The sequence below is a fragment of the Winogradskyella pulchriflava genome, from assembly GCF_042434315.1.
Lineage (GTDB): Bacteria > Bacteroidota > Bacteroidia > Flavobacteriales > Flavobacteriaceae > Winogradskyella > Winogradskyella pulchriflava.
This window is the reverse complement of the sequence record NZ_JBHLTQ010000003.1, coordinates 179890-196601: the sequence shown is the minus strand read 5'-3', so window position 1 is coordinate 196601 and position 16712 is coordinate 179890. Positions and strand designations below refer to the sequence as shown.

General features: G+C 34.1%; 7 protein-coding genes. 4 read left to right on the top strand and 3 right to left on the bottom strand.

Annotation, left to right across the window (positions count from 1 at the left end):
- Positions 1-2: 2 nt before the first annotated feature.
- Entirely contained in the window at positions 3-464 is a 462-nt protein-coding gene (rplI, locus tag ACFFGA_RS07005; RefSeq protein ID WP_386061663.1) for a 50S ribosomal protein L9, read from the top strand.
- A 70-nt stretch (positions 465-534) separates the two neighbouring features.
- A complete protein-coding gene (locus tag ACFFGA_RS07000) occupies positions 535-1014 on the top strand; it encodes a DUF6495 family protein (RefSeq protein WP_386061661.1) in 480 nt (159 codons plus the stop codon).
- A gap of 128 nt (positions 1015-1142) precedes the next feature.
- On the opposite strand, the gene ACFFGA_RS06995 is transcribed toward ACFFGA_RS07000, so the two are convergent.
- Entirely contained in the window at positions 1143-2384 is a 1242-nt protein-coding gene (locus tag ACFFGA_RS06995; protein ID WP_386061660.1) for an ABC transporter permease, read from the bottom strand.
- Positions 2385-2701: 317 nt separating this feature from the next.
- On the opposite strand from ACFFGA_RS06995, the gene hisS reads away from it, so the two are divergent.
- Together hisS and ACFFGA_RS06985 are read left to right on the top strand one after the other, a co-directional pair.
- The gene (gene hisS / locus ACFFGA_RS06990; RefSeq protein ID WP_386061658.1) at positions 2702-4375 is read left to right on the top strand and encodes a histidine--tRNA ligase; all 1674 of its coding nucleotides are present in this window, start codon (positions 2702-2704) and stop codon (positions 4373-4375) included.
- Positions 4376-4511: 136 nt separating this feature from the next.
- Positions 4512-5069, top strand: coding sequence for a lipocalin family protein (locus tag ACFFGA_RS06985; RefSeq protein WP_386061655.1), 558 nt, complete (start codon positions 4512-4514; stop codon positions 5067-5069).
- A gap of 88 nt (positions 5070-5157) precedes the next feature.
- On the opposite strand, the gene ACFFGA_RS06980 is transcribed toward ACFFGA_RS06985, so the two are convergent.
- Positions 5158-11562 (bottom strand): DUF8202 domain-containing protein, encoded by a 6405-nt coding sequence (locus ACFFGA_RS06980; protein WP_386061652.1) that lies wholly within the window; start codon positions 11560-11562, stop codon positions 5158-5160.
- 192 nt (positions 11563-11754) lie between these two features.
- Positions 11755-16488, bottom strand: coding sequence for a M14 family zinc carboxypeptidase (locus ACFFGA_RS06975; protein ID WP_386061649.1), 4734 nt, complete (start codon positions 16486-16488; stop codon positions 11755-11757).
- Between the last annotated feature and the right edge of the window lie 224 nt (positions 16489-16712).

Genomic DNA, 16712 nt, shown 5'->3' with positions numbered 1-16712 from the left:
CAATGGAACTTATATTAAAACAAGACGTTGAAAATTTAGGATTTAAAGACGATATTGTAACAGTTAAGAACGGTTATGGTAGAAACTTTTTAATTCCTCAAGGACAAGCCGTTATGGCTACAACTTCTGCAAAGAAAGTATTAGCAGAAACCTTAAAGCAAAGAGCTTATAAAGAAAAATCTATTATTGCAGATGCAGAAAAAACTGCTGAGGCTATAAAAGGATTAGATATTAAAATCACTTCAAAAGCTGGTACAGGTGCAACTGCTGGAGATAAATTATTTGGTTCTATTACCAATATGGATTTAGCTGCTGCCCTTAAAAACGAAGGTCACGATGTTGATAAGAAGTATATTTCTATCAATGGAGGTAACATTAAGCGTTTAGGCCAGTACGAAGCTGTTATAAGATTACACAGATCAGTTACTGTAGATTTAACTTTCGAAGTTATTGCAGAAGCTTAATCTTATTTACATTATCATTAAAAGCCGTTTAGTTTTCTAAGCGGTTTTTTTATTCAATTTTTTTTAAACAATGAAATACGCAAGATTAACTAAAGAACAGTTTGAAGAATTACACCAGGAATTCATTAATTTTTTAGCCACACAATCAATTACAGCAGATGAATGGGAAGATATTAAGAAAAATAAACCCGAAGCTGCAGAGCAAGAATTAGATGTTTTTAGCGATTTAGTTTGGTACGGTGTGCTTAGCAAAGTGGAATATTTAGAGCATATCTCACCTAATCAAATCCATTTATTTAAATGTAAAGAAAAGCAAATGCGTTTAATTGCTTTAAAAATTGAGAACAAGGCCATTGACTTTACAACTAAAGAAGGGTTTCAATGGTTAAGAGATAATTTACTGTCAGATAGTATTGAATTTTATAATGCTAAAAAAGACTACTCAGACGATAAGCATTTAGATATTTTTAAAATGATACAGTCTGGTGCAAACATTACAAAAGGAGAATTGTTTCAGTATTTTGAAAAGTTGATAGGGCAGGATAAGTAACTAGTTAATAGCGTGTAGTAATTAGTAAATAGTTGATAGTTGAAAGTTGATAGTAGTTGAAATTTAGTTTTATACTTTCACTTAACACTTAACACTTAACACTTAACACTTAACACTTAACACCTAAATCACTCATACCTCAACGATTCAATAGGGTCTAGTTTAGCCGCTTTAGTTGCAGGATATAGACCAGAAATTATAGCGACAATAAAGGCAATACTTGTGGCCCAAATCATAGCAACCCAAGGTGTAGAAAATTCTAAATCAAATCCTTTAGCAACTCCCCAACCAATTAAAATTCCGAGTATTATTCCTATGATTCCACCAAGTTGACCTATGATTATTGTTTCCATAAAAAACTGAAAAGCAATGGTTTTGCTCTTTGCACCTAAAGCTTTACGTACACCAATTTCTCTGGTACGTTCACTTACGGAAACCAACATAATATTCATCAAAGCAATGGTAGAACCAAAGATGGTAATGATACTTATTATCCAAGCTGCGATATATAAAACTTGTGTGTTTTCTGCCGCACGATTTAATAAATCATCACTACGTTCAATACCAAAATCATTCTCCTCAACCGGATTTAAACCTCTCACATTCCTGAAGGTTAAAATGGCATCTTCTTGTGCGCCTTCCAGCATATCTTTTTTGTCAACTTTTACGCTAAGTGTATAATTAATATTGGGATTGGTAAATATAGATCGTGCTTTTTGTATGGGTATAATTGCTCTTAAATCCTGATTATTTCCAAAGGTAGAACCCTTTTCTTTTAATACACCAATAACTTTAAATTTTGAACCTCTAACACTTATGGTTTTATCAATTGGGTTTTCTTCAGGAAATAAAGCTTTTTGCAAATCGCTACCAATAACACAAACCGCATTACTGTTTTCTATATCAAAAACATTTAGCGAACGTCCGTTTTCAACCTCTAAACCAGAATTTTCAATAAAATTCTCATTAGCACCAACAATTCTTACTTCAGGATCTGTTTTTGTATTTTCATATTTTACCTCTGCAGTAAATGTTCCCATAAACGAAACAGCAACCTTTGTAAACGGATAATCGTAATTGTCTTCAAAATCCTTTACATTCCTGTAATTAATAACCGGATTTATTTTTTGACGCTCTCTGCTACTTTGGCGTTGTGTGGTAAATTCGTAACGTTGAAAGTTAAAAGTATTGGCTCCCATTGAAGAAAAACTTCCGGAAATAGTGTTTTCTAGTGCAGAAACACCACTTAAAATCCCAACCAAAGCCATAATACCAATAGCGATAATTAAAACGGTTAAAATGGTACGTAGCAATTGACTTTTAATGGCTCCAAATGCAATTTTAATATTCTCTCTAGCTAGTGAAAACATAGTTTAATTTAAAGTTAGTTGGGTTGTTTACAACCATAAGACGTTACAAACACCATAAAGTTACTATAAAATTGAAATTACTTAGGTATGCCTCTAAAAATTATAATATTTTTGTGACAAATTGTAAATTTTATAAAGCTGTCACATTGAGCATTGGTTGAGATAAAATATATTTTTATCGAAAGCACCTTGCATAGCAAGTCGAAGTGCTTATGTACCCTTTTATACATATTTCGAAAGTGCTCAGTATGACAATTAGATTCAATTTTTAGAAGTATTTTTAATTTAAAAAGATTCCTGTTTTTACAGGAAATGTTATGGCACAAAAACCAAGTATTCCTAAAGGTACAAGAGATTTTAATGCAGAAGAAGTTGCAAAGCGTTCCTATATTATGGAAACAATTAAGGAGCAGTTTCAGCGCTATGGATTTCAACCTATAGAAACTCCAAGCTTTGAAAACTCTGAAACCTTAATGGGAAAATATGGAGATGAAGGAGATCGCTTGATTTTTAAAATTTTGAATAGTGGTGAATATATTGAAAAGTTTAATTCTAATTTAGTTTACATAATAAAACCCTTAATTCAGTATTTTAATTTAGGTGTTAATAGAAAAAAAGAAGATGAAGGGTTTAATTTGAAAGCTTATTTTAAAGAATTATATAAAGATTTTTCGAAAGAAGTAAAAAATAGAAATAGTAATTTTTTTATTGAAGAAAAATTACCAGAAGAAAAATTCATAATTGATTTATTAGAAATAATTGATTATCAATATGATAAAATTGAAGATTTTGGTTTTGTCGTTGAAGAGAATATTGAATATGCTGTTTCTATAGTTTTTTCAGATTTCTACTTTGCTTTAAAATCTAATTATCTAACAGCTTATATATCAGAAAAAGCTCTGCGCTACGACCTCACAGTCCCATTCGCACGCTACGTCGTACAGCACCAAAATGAGATAGAGTTTCCTTTTAAACGTTACCAAATACAACCGGTTTGGCGTGCAGACCGTCCGCAAAAAGGGCGTTTTAGAGAGTTTTACCAGTGTGATGCTGATGTTGTAGGTTCTAAATCCTTATTCCAAGAAGTAGAATTTGTACAATTGTATGATGCGGTTTTTACGGCTTTAAAATTAGAAGGTGTTACGATAAAAATTAATAACCGTAAAATTTTATCTGGTATTGCCGAAGTTATTGGAGCACAAGACAAACTCATAGATTTTACAGTTGCTTTAGATAAACTCGACAAAATAGGAGAGGAGAAGGTAAAAGAAGAAATGCTTAACAAAGGTATTTCTGAAGAAGGGATTTCTAAATTACAGCCTTTATTTTCTATGACTGGAAGTTTTGGTTCACAAATAGGACAGTTAAAATCTATATTAAGTTCTTCTGAAGAAGGTAAAAAAGGTGTTCAGGAGTTGGAATTTATTGAAGAATCAATATTCAAACTTGGATTAAAAACAGCCAAACTGCAGTTAGATGTCACCTTAGCTCGTGGACTTAACTATTACACAGGCGCAATATTTGAAGTTTCAGCTCCCGATGGAGTGAAAATGGGCTCTATAGGTGGAGGTGGACGCTATGATGACCTTACAAGTATTTTTGGTAAACCTGATACTAGTGGAGTAGGGATTAGTTTTGGTTTAGATAGAATTTACTTGGTTTTAGAAGAATTAAGTTTGTTTCCTGATACAATTACTGAAGCAACAAAAGTACTGTTTATAAGTTTTGGTGATGCCGAAGCTATGGCTTCATTACAAGCAGTTTCTAAATTAAGAGAAAATGGTGTAAAAGCCGAAATATATCCTGATGCAGTTACATCTGGCAAGCAAATGAAAAAGCAAATGACTTATGCTAATCGTCGTAATATTCCGTATGTGGTGTTGGTTGGTGAGGAAGAATTAAATGCTAAGACTTTTGCATTGAAGCATATGGAAACTGGTGAGCAGCAAACAGTTGAGTTTAAAGGCTTACTAAAACAATTACAGTCATAAGCTTTCTTTTTTTTATTGATTTTTTATCAGAAATCACCGTCAGTAACAGTTATTTAAGTTTTTGTTTTTTTTGAGTAAGATTTGTGTTTGTAATATAATACGTAATTTGTTCTTTCAAATTTTAAAACAAAAACAAATGAAAAAACAATTAAAATTATTAGTACTCCTAGTTTTAAGTTTAACAGTATTTAGTAGTTGTAGTGACGATGACAGCGACTCTAACTCCACAAGTGGCGAACTATTGGGCGTTTGGGAAATGGTAGAAATGGAATACACAGGTACTTCTGTTACTGCGGTTCAGGGCCAGGATTTCACTACAAGTTATGATGGAGTAGGGTCTAACATGGATACAACAATGGAGATTACCGAAAACCCTAATAATTTATTGTTTTCAGGATCCTATGATATAGACTTAACTTTCAGCTTTGTTGGTCAAACACAAAACCAAACGGTTTCTTTAGATGATGTAGAATCTGTTTCAACATGGACTAGATCAGGAAATACTTTAACAATTGACGGCGATTTTGCAACTATTGAAGGAGTTGATCTTGGTGAAGTGCAAACCCAAGATTATACAATAGAAGAGTTAACGGATAATACACTTGTTTTAACTAGTTCTATAAATCAAGTGGTTACTAATCAGGGTGTGGATAATGATGTTTCTATAGAGATTTATATGAGATTTACCAGATAGTTATAATCTTATAAAAATATTAATAAATAAAAAGCCCTGATTTCTCAGGGCTTTTTCTAGGTTAAGATTTAAGATTTGGGGCAAAAAATTATTTTACTAAAACTTTCTTAGTCGATACTGAACCGCTTGCAGTATATAACTTAATAATATAAGTTCCAGTACTTAAATTCTTAACGTCGTATTCAGAGTAACCGCTCTCTGAAATGTTTTCAATAGTGTAAACTGATTGTCCAATTATATTGAACAATTCAATAGAAGTTACGTCTATTAGGTTTGGGTTTATTAATACAATTTTCTTTTTGTCATTAGAATATAATACATCAAGACTTTCGTTTGTATCATCATCAACTCCAAGTAATTGAGCTTCTGTGGCAAATGTAATTTCAAAACGATCTAGGTATTCACCTGCGTTTAAAAAGATTTCATAATCACTTGCTCTTAAGTCGTGGTATATATCTAAATCAATATCATGCACATAAATATTTAAATCATCTGGTACATTTTCTAATTCATCTATAGTAATAGAATTTAATCCATCTTCATTTACTATAATTCCTAGTGGGTAAACAGCTGTAATTTCAGCATCATTACTTCCTTGAATAATATATTTTTCATTGTTAATCATCCAGAACATGTCGTCTGTTTGATTGTCATTTAATTTGGCATCATAAGCCCAATCCACATCTGTTGTTGTGTTTTCATCAATAGTCAATAATAACTGTCTGTGTAATTGCATAGAATAGCTAGCATTAAAACCAATTCTAAACCTCATTCTATCATCAGTTACTGTTTCATCATTATTGTCCTGAGTATTTGCAACATTAGCATTTCTTAAAAATACGGAGCTAGAGCCACCTTCTTTTTGGAAAGCACGTTGATCGTTTTCGAAAGTTATAGGTCCTGTACTTATTCCAGTTACAAAGAAACCTTGACCTACAGGAATATATTGACCTGGTGTTTTTGTACCCACACCAACTTGGGCAACATCTGGATCTGGTGCAGGTGCTGGTACACCTCCAGAAAGATTGTACATGGCATATCCACCTTGATATTCTTGTAGTATATGTGAACCTCCTCCCCAATGCTCCCAAAAGTAGAGTGTACCTGTTGTCGTCGTATTGTCAGCAATAAACTCGTCAGCATCTATGGCAGATGCATAAGGGTTACCAACTAAATAGTCATTACCAGCAGTGATCGTTAAGGTTATATCACCATTATTTGGTTTTCCTAAGAACACATAGTTTTGGTCTGTTAATATAGAGCCAGTTCCTGGACCTTTCATAGTAAATCCTTCACCAGCATCAATATTTCCAGATCTTCTTACATGTTGCCATGCCGAGTAATCGTCTGAGGTTAAGTTGGCAAATTTCCAGATCCAGTAATCAGCAATCCTTATTGGAGTAGTGGCAGCTCCATCGTAACCAGATGAGGCAAAATTAACAGGATTTGTACCATCTAACATTACATCTTGTACTGTGTAACGGTAGTCGTTTTTATCCATATCGGTTTCTCCTACAGGCGAAGACCAATAATTATAAGTATAGGTGTCAGCAGTTCCTTGTTGATCTTTTTCTAAAACTCCACTTCCTATGACATCTAAGTCACTATCATCCTCTTGAATCAATTGAGATTCTCCTTCTAAATCTATTTTCCCGGTTAATCTTAAGTAATGGGAAACTGTTAATCCATTTCCTGTTTCTGATATATTATCGCCAGTTAATGTTAATTCATTGGCGTCAACGTATAGGGCAAGTACTTTTCTGTTATCAGCTTTTGCAGCTGGTAAGCTAGAGTTGTCTATAGTTATGTTGTGAGATGTTCTTACAATATTCCAATCAACGGTTGTATTTGAGTCTGCTATAGAAGTTGAACCTGGGATATATTGCTCACTTCCGTTTGCCCAAGTAGTGTTGGTGTTCCAATCACCATCTTGTGTGGATATATACGGAAGTGGTGCTGTTTGTCTTGCTACAGTGTTTAAGTTTCTTAAGGCTCCTTGATTTCCATTGCCAGAAGCATCATCTGTATTAGTGTAAGTATAAACAGACATTGGATAATATGCTGCTAGTTCACTCCATGGAATAGCATCAATCTCATGTTTAGTGATAGATGTAGGCAACTCTTTTCCTATAACTTGACCAGCGTTATCCTCTATTTCCTGATTCATTATAAAACGTAGTTGACCCTCAGATAAGTTAGTGTTCCATACACGTACCTCATCAATATAACCCATAAAATGTTGAGTGGTAGAGCCTTTACCTGCTGCACCGATTACGAAAGAATGATCGGTTGCAACTGGTGCTGATCTAGTTTCTGTGGCATCTAATACACCATCAATGTATAAACGCATTGTGGTACCATCATAAATTGCAGCAATATGATGCCATTCATCGTCTGGGATGCTTGCAGATGTTACTACAGTTTGCAAACTACCGTTTCTCCAATACATTTGTATTCTATTATCAGTCAATATTCTTAAATCATATCCCTCATACAGTGGAGTGAATGAAGTTGGTCTTTTTGAAATAATAGATTTTGTACCGCTATCAGCAGCATCACGTTTTATCCAAGCTGATATTGTGAAGCCTGAAGGATCTAAATCTAATTTATCTTCTACGTCTATATAATCAACTGAACCATCAAAATAAATAGATCGTTCAACTATAATTTGTGGAGCGTATCCAAAGGTTATATATTTTGTGCCATCAAAATCATATGTAGCCTCTAAATTTCCGTTACCATCAGATGTCATTACTCGATAATCTGCTGTAGGGTCAAATACTCCTGTGCTAGAGATAAACATATAATAGTTCCCTGGAGGTGTTATATTTCTTACAGCGTCCTCTTGGAGGCGTACTTTAACTTCTGGAATATCACCACCGTTTTCAACAACTTTCCAAACACGTTGCATAGCTGTAAAAGTTACATTTGTGGTAAGGGCTGGTGTAATTCCTGCACTCATATTTACTGTAATTGTAGATGCGGCAAGATTTAGGTCTGCACCATTATTTCCCCACATTAAAAATTCTTTATCATTAAATGTTACAGGATTAATAGATTTATTGTCACTATTGGTATCATAGATTTCATCTAATCCCATAGTTAAAACCCCTTGAGTTCTACCTGTACCATCTGTAGCATCATTAACGCTTCTTGATTGTTTTTGATTGAGCTCTGAGGCATCATCTCTACCAATACCAGCTATATCATAATTGTATCCTGTATTAGCAGATTGATCCCATATAACTGTACCATCACTATTTACATAATCCTGTGATGTACCATTAACACCTAATGTTATGCCATACTTAATAGCCAAATATGATTGTATTCTATTTCTAGCTTGAGTTAAATCGGCATCATTATTAGTTGCAGAATAGGTAATAACTTCTGCTATGCGTCCATCAAAACTACCATTCCAGTATTGACTTCTTCCTAACCAATATTTAGTGTCGTTAACCGATGAAAAATCTGGTATATCATTAGAAATATTCCCTATACTATTGGCATTAAGGTACATTTCTATTTCTGTTACACTGGCATTATCTCTTATATTTATTAGACTAATTTGGTTGTAATCATTTGAACCTGATGAATCAGCTTTTCCATATCCTGGGCCACCTGATGTTCCACTAGTAACACCAATGCAATATGTGAAATATTCTCCTGATAAACGATTAGTATAAGCACCATATCCAAAGCCTGTTACGTCCTCAGTTTGTATGTCATTTGTAGTTGGATCTGAACTTGTAAAAGTATCTAATGGAATCATACTCGTGGTTATAGTAGGATCCGGAATTATTACTACAAACATATCATTACTGTTAAAACCTGCTGTGCCAGCCAAATGATCTCTAGAGCCGTCAGAAACTATATAAGTCATATCACTACTTGCTGTAGTGTTATCATTTTCAAATTCAACAACTGGATTAAAGTTTATGTTTCTGGTAGTATTATTTCTATATACAGGTTCTTGTCCTGTAGCTGTAACCTCTGCACTGTTTCCTTTACCATTATCAACCCATTGGCTTACTAAAGATCCGTCTGAAGCTTCACTTACTCCGTTAATCATATCTGCTTTTAGCCAAAGGTCTAAGTTAGCAGTAACACCACCTGGTGCTACGGTTGGAACACAGTAATCGGTACCCCTAATCAAAATGTTGTCTATATATACTTCGTCGTCATCAGCACTTGCATCACAGCGTATCCTAAATTTTGATATTGCAGATGGAGGAAAATTATAATCACTGCTTTTTAATGTTACAGTTTTACTATAAAAAATCGCAGAATTTGATGTTTCGAAATCAGCATTTTTTTGTGATACTTGACCGCTTTCGTACACTTGAACTGTAGTCCATGTAGCACCATTATCATCACTGTATTCTATCATAAAATCTTCAAATGTATTCTTCGTTGAACCGCTATAAGACGAATCCATACTGTCTGGTGCAAAGAAGAATTTAAAATCTACTTTATCGTAATTAGAAAGGTTGAAAGCCGGCGAATCAAAAGAAGATGCAGTTCCTGATGGGTCGTCATCTCTAACACGTAAACTATAGTTTCCTCCATAAGACCATGTTGGGTCATTAACTCTTGATGCATCCACACCACCTGAAGTCCATCCGTCTAAACCTGTTTCAAAATCTGCTGAATGAATAACTTCTGCATAGCCACAAGGAGGTGGTGTGTATCCTGTTCCTCTAATGTCAAAGTTATAAGGGTTTTCATCAGAATCATTGTTTGCTATACTAACTGAAGCAGTTCTTATACCATCAGCACTAGGGTCAAAAGTAATTTGGAAAGTTGTGGATGCACCACTACCAATACTTCCTGAAGGTATAGTTGTTAAAGTGAAATCTGCTGCGTGTGCTCCAGATATAGAAACATATGGTGAACCTCCTGTTAATAATAGACTAATAGTACCTGTATTTTGTATAGTAAAAGAATTAGCCGAAGTTCCAGATGCTGTTACTACACTTCCAAAGTCAGTATAATCAGATAAGGATGGAGTGGTATCTCCGTCGTTTATGGTTATACTATTACCTTGAATATTTATTTCTGGTGCAATTGCATATCCATTTCCTTGTATATTAAAGTTATAAGGGTTTTCGTCACTATCATCATTGGCAATAGAAACCGAAGCAGTTCTTAGGCCATTTGCACTTGGATCAAAAGTAATTTGAAATGTTGTTGATCCTCCAGATGCAATAGAGCTCGCTGGTGTTGTAGTAAGTGTAAAGTCACTTGCATGAGTTCCGGTAATATTTACATATGGAGAACTACCTGTTAAATTTAAGTTGGCTGAGCCAGTATTTTGAATTGTAAATGTATGGGTTTGTGTACCACCTAATGTGGCTACATTTCCAAAATCGGTATCGTCACTTGCATCAGGAGTGGTATCTCCATCAACTATTGTTGTACCATTTCCAGTTATATTTATTTCTGGTTGTGGTGCCCCAGAAACAATGTTTACTGTATAGTCCTCTACTTCACCATACCCAAAAGATTCACATTCAGTAGGAATGGCATTATATTTCATGGAAACCCTCATTCTTGTGTTTCCCAAAGTAGCACCAACTGGTATTGTAAAATTACTAGAAATTGGTGATGCCGTTGTTGCAGATTGTGAAAATACCAATTCACCAGCGTCACTAAAATCCGAATCTTGGTTGTAATCAATCCAGATTGCATAACCTTCAGCGTAGGTTGTACCTGTCCATGTTGGTGTTATTGTAAACGTGTAATTGGTTGATCTGGTTAAATTTGTAGAAATTCCAGTAAAATCAGAATAACCGGTACTGGTTGTGCCCACTCCTGAGGAGTTATCTATAGCAGCCAATTGAACTCTACTAATGTATTCGTCATTGGTACTGTTTCCGTTAGATGAACAATAAGGAAGTGATGTAGTAAGACTTACATTATCAATAGCAAAGTCACTTCTATAATCTGTTCCAGTGGTTGCGTTGAATCTTAACTTAACTGTTTGACCAATGTAGGCAGATAAATCAATTACGTCAGTATTCCATGTATTCCCTAAATTACCTGAATATGTTCTTAATGTTGTGGGATATGTAGATCCATTATCGGTACTTATGTCAATATTCAAGGTGCCCATATCTACACCATACATATGATAACTATAATTAAAGTAAGCATTGGTCACAGAAGTTAAATTAAAACAAGGGCTTTCAAAATTAGCTACCTTATTAGGGTATCCAACGCCGTTAGTAGATGATTCTACATACATGTACCATGTATCACCGTTACCTGAACCAGGGCCTGTACTTCCTGAAGGTGTTCCTCCTGAGTCTCTAATCCAATTAAGATCATCGCCTGAGTCTTGTGTCCAAGATCCTGTGTTTGATTCAAAATTTTCAGAATAAGGGTAGCTCGATATCGTGGTGCCACATGTTTGTGAGAAACCTAGTGATGTAAATATAACAGTACATACTAATAGTACATACCTTTTTAAGGTTTGAGTAAAAGTTTTCATAAGCGGTTAAGTTTAGTTTGGGACTAAATTTAGGCTCAAACATAATGCTTATATCCATAAAACGCAAATATATTCGATGAAATGCATTTTTGTTTTTAAAAAAGTCCAAAAAAATCGATGAATAACCCTTTTAGAGGTGTCAAAAAAAAGCCGAAGACTAGCTTCGGCTTTAAATTATATAAGTAATACTATTTAGTTAATAGTTACTTTTTTAGTTAAGTTAGAAACATTATTACTAATCTGGACTATATATATTCCAGCACTCAACTGAGATGTATTTATAGTATTTTTAATACTATTTGTTTCTAATGCGTTTTTACTAATCTGTCTTCCTTGAATATCAAATAGAGTAGCAGTAGAAGGTCTTTGTAATTGACCTTTAATTATTATTTCATTTGCTTTGTTATCAGAATACACTTGTAAAGTGTCTAATTCAGATTCATCAGACGATAATGTTGATTCTGCAAATCTTAAATAAAAACGACCAGTACCTGAAAGGTTTGTTGAAGGAGTAAACGTATAATCAGAAGTATTTAAAAGTGTATAGGTGTTGGTCAATACGTCTTCCAAATATATATTGAAACTGATGTTAGAATTATTTAACCCTATAGTAATTTGTTCTCCTTGATTTGCATTAACACCAAGCGGAATTACAGGTGAGTTGTCAATATCATTATAGCCTATAGCTTGTATTGCCATTTCTCTTCCAGAATTATCATTAACTAATTCGGAATAGATTGAAAAATCAGTTGGTATTCCATCAAAATGCGCTGCATCGTAACCGATATCTAAATTTAAAGTTGCAGTATTGGTAAAGTAAATATCTGTACTAAAGTTTTGAGTACTAGAGTTCATTACTATTGTGCCATATTCTGGTTGAGATGAGTTTCTTCCAGAAATAAAATCATCAGAACTTCCTGAAGCTTGCATAGAAGGTGTAAATGAAATCGTTCCACCACCATCTTTTGAAGACACAAAGAAACCTTGTCCAGGTGCTATTAACGTATTAGGGTTGATAGATGCATAGGCTAAATTCCAGATTGTCCAATAACTTCCATTAGAATTGTCCGCATCATAACCATATACAGCAGCACTTTCAGAATCTAACTGAGCTATATTTGCTGTTAAAAAGTCTTCTAATTTTATGTAAGAAGGGTATGGGTTACCTATTAAATTCCATATTTCAAAAGCTGAACCAGTTTTTGATATAGGCACATTTAGAGTTCCTGTTGTAGGAGATCCCGTAAAAGTAAACGTACTATTATCTGTTGAAGCCGCTCTATAACCTTTTCCAGCATCAAGCGTACTTGTTTCAGTGTTAGAATAAGTGATGTAATCACTGGCAGTTTTATCAAAAGGACCAAATAAGTATAGTGTTTCTCCGGTATTTGAAACAATATTTGAATTATTTGATACAAAATCTACAAAAGTTTCTCCACTAAAAGGTGTAGCAATTAAGTCATTTCTGTTAGCACTTGAGTTAACATGTCTGTTGTATTTTAGATTATCAGAGGAATTACCACTCAAAATTAAACTAGAAAATTCATTCGAGTCTGAATTGAATACAAATTCTCCGCTGTTGGTAATATCGCCGTTAACAGTAACAGCATTTTCCTTATTAACATTAACCGTTGCTCCTGAAGCTACTGTAAAATTGTTAACACTAATGTTTGAATTGATAGTATATGTGCCATCTAAGATTAGTATGTTTTCCGAACCAGTTAAATCTGTTGGAGCACTAGGATACCAAGTAGAGTTAGTGTACAAAAGGCCGTTATATAAAAAGACATTATAGTCTTCTACTTCACCATCACTGAAGTTTTCACATGGATCGTTTTGTATTGAATTACTACCACTATAGTATTTCATTATAACTCTCATTCTTGTGCTTCCTGTAACAGCTGAAATTGGTACATCAAAACTATCCGAAACTGGAGTGGTTTGATTAGCTCCATCTTCCAAAATTTTCTCAGAGGCATCAAAAGTACCATCCTTGTTATAATCAATCCAAACAGAAATTGCTTCATTATATCCATTTCCTGGCCATGTTTTAGTTACGGAAATGGTATTTCCTGTACTACCAATTTGCATTGGTTCAAAAATATCAGAGTTGGTAAAATCACTATATCCACTTCCTGGTGTGCCAGAAGTGTTGTTGTTAACACCATTTACGTTTACATTACCAATATATTCGTATTGTGTTGTGCTACCACTAGCCGTGCAATAACTGACATCAGTCGTTGTAAAGTTTAAAGAGCTGCTATATGTAGAAGTTGAAGCAACACATCTGCTTCTTACTTGTACTTCATAATCTGTAGTTATGTTTAAACCTGTTAAAGTATAAGTAGAACCAGCAAAGTCTGTAACCTCTGTCCAACTTGGTGCGCCAGATTCTCTATATCTTAAATCGTAAGTTGCAGAAGGAATATTATCCCATGTAATTTCTGCTGTAGAATCCGTTATCGTGTTTGCTGCTAGGTTTGTCGGCACCGTAGTTTCACAAGGAATCTGTAAACTAATAATTTTAAAATCATCAATAAAATAACCGTCATTAGTTGTAGTGTAGCTTTCATTTACATTTAAGGCATCTGTTCTAAATCTAAATCTAATTTTTACATCATTAGAGTTTAATAAAGAAGAATAGCTGTCATCTATAACAAATTCTTCCATTACCCAATTATCCATTCTATCACCATCGTAGATGTTACCACTACTTCCGGATTGAAAAGTTGAATATGAACTATTCTTATTATCATGATTGGTTGTTGAGCTTGTCGCTTCTGGTTTAGTATATTTACCACTCAAAGATATCCAGCTAGAGCCTCCGTTTGGTGAACCTAAAACTTCTACATAATCATAGTTTCTTTCAATATCCCATTTAGCATAAAACTGAATCAATACTTCATTAGAATTTGAAAAATCATAACTATTTGTAGTTGTTAATGTTTTTGTAGCGTTAGTAGAATATGTTCCTGTGTTAATTGCACTACTACCAGAATAAGCATCTGATGTAGTTGTTGCCCAACCTCCAGATTGTGTCCAGCCAGTTAATCCGTCTGTATCTGGTGTATTACTGAATAATACTGTTGGTTGGTAATATTTTACATAATTAGCTTCGTAAATAACACCATCGTCGTTAGAGAACTTAACGTTGTATTCTATCTTTTCGTTTGGTGAAATAGAAGGATCTAAATCGATAAGTGCTGTTACCTCAGTTTGGTTTCTGTACGAATTTGTTGTTGTATTAATTTGTATACCACTTGCGGTTACCGATACAGGAGAGGCTGTAGTTATATTTGCAGAGATTGGTGTTACAGTTACTGTAAAGTCACTTGGAGTTTGTCCTACACGTTCTATACCAAAATCTAATGGTACGTTAGATGTTGTAGTAATATTACTTTGCGTTAAATCATGTAGTTTCGCATACTTACCACCATAATAAGCTGTACCTAATGAAATACGCATAGATTTTTTGGCTATAGGTACAATATTAGAACGACTAGGCCAAAAACCATCACCACTACCACCATGCTCTGGTGTAGTTGCAATAATAGATTGTCCATGAGCATTAAGACCAGTAGAACCATTATTATCTGGTAAACCACCTACCATCCAATCATCAGGTAATCCGTTTGATTCATAAAATATAGTAGCACCATAAAGGTATCTATTGTATCTGGTCATTTCTTCGTGCCATCTGTAATATTCATCTTCTCTATCTGTATTGGCATTTGGATCACCACCATAAGGATGTGGTACAGAATTGGCATAAGAGTGATTCCATACAGCAGACTGAAAATTTCTGTTTGTTATAAAATCTACCATAATCTGTGTTTCTGGCTCTGACTCTGGGCTTGGCCCTCTGTAAGTACCACTTGTGGATGAGCCAGAAGACCCTGTGTCATTTAATCCCCAGTAATAATCAAAATTTCTATTTAAATCTACACCTCTGCTAGGATTTGTAGTAGTGCCGTAAGGTCTTAGGTTTTTACGTTGCATACCACCACCTGATGGGTCCGTAACTTCATTGTAGCGCAAACCATCTGGATTTACTACAGGAACAAAGTAAAGTTCATTGTTATCTACCAATTCTTTAATCCCTGGGTCTGTATTATAGTTTTCAAGTAGATACCACATAAAATAAATATTGTTCATTAATGCGCTTACTTCTCTTGAGTGTATCATCGATGTAAATAACATTTGAGGCTTTGTACCTTCTGGTGTACTACTTTGGTTTCCTGTTATACGCACATACCAAATGGTTTCAGGATCCCATCTTGTACTTCCTGTGCCAGAGTATGTAGATGGACCATTATTTTGTGGGTTAGGATAATTATTGGTTGGATTACCCCAAGTTTTTTGTCCTGTTGAAGAGGCATTTGCTTTTTGGGATATAATATCAAGCCCATTTGTTTGAGAGTAAGTGTACATGGCATCTAGTTGAGATTTCATTTCACTCAACGTAAGACATCCACCCATACTAAGAGCGTTTACATCCGGAAAATTTTGTGGCTCTACAAAATCTATTTCACTACTACCAGAGTATTGAAGTATGTTATTTTGAATAACACTAGATATAGACTTAGACATTATAGTATTAGAACTGTTATCTGCTCTAGGAGCTCTAGATCTTCTGTGAACCGTATTCTGAGCTCTATTTGCATAAAACTCTGAAACGTCATCTACCTCTACAGTATAAGGAATATTTGCATTTTGTAAGTTATTGAGTTCTGTTTCGCTCAATTCTATGACGATGTTTTCTCCCTCATGTTCTACACCACAACTTAGCTCAATACCTTGTGAGGCTATAGTGTTAATTTGTTGTTGGCTTGGGTTTGAGATTTTTATTCTTGAGTATTTTTCTTGTGCATAAGAATTGAACACTACAAAAAATAAAAGTGTGATAAAGTAGGTAGTTTTTCTCATTAGTTTGGGGTTTAATGAATTTAATTAGGTGGCTAATATATTAATAAATCTGAATAATCATCTATAAAATGCAAAAAAAATCGATAAAGTGCATAATTTAAGTAAGCTTGCCTTTCGTCGATGTCTTTAATTTTTAGCGAATAAAGTTTGGTTTTTATAATTACTATTATAAATATTGAATGTTTTAAGTTGTTTATTTTGTGTTAATTAGATAAAGAAATCAC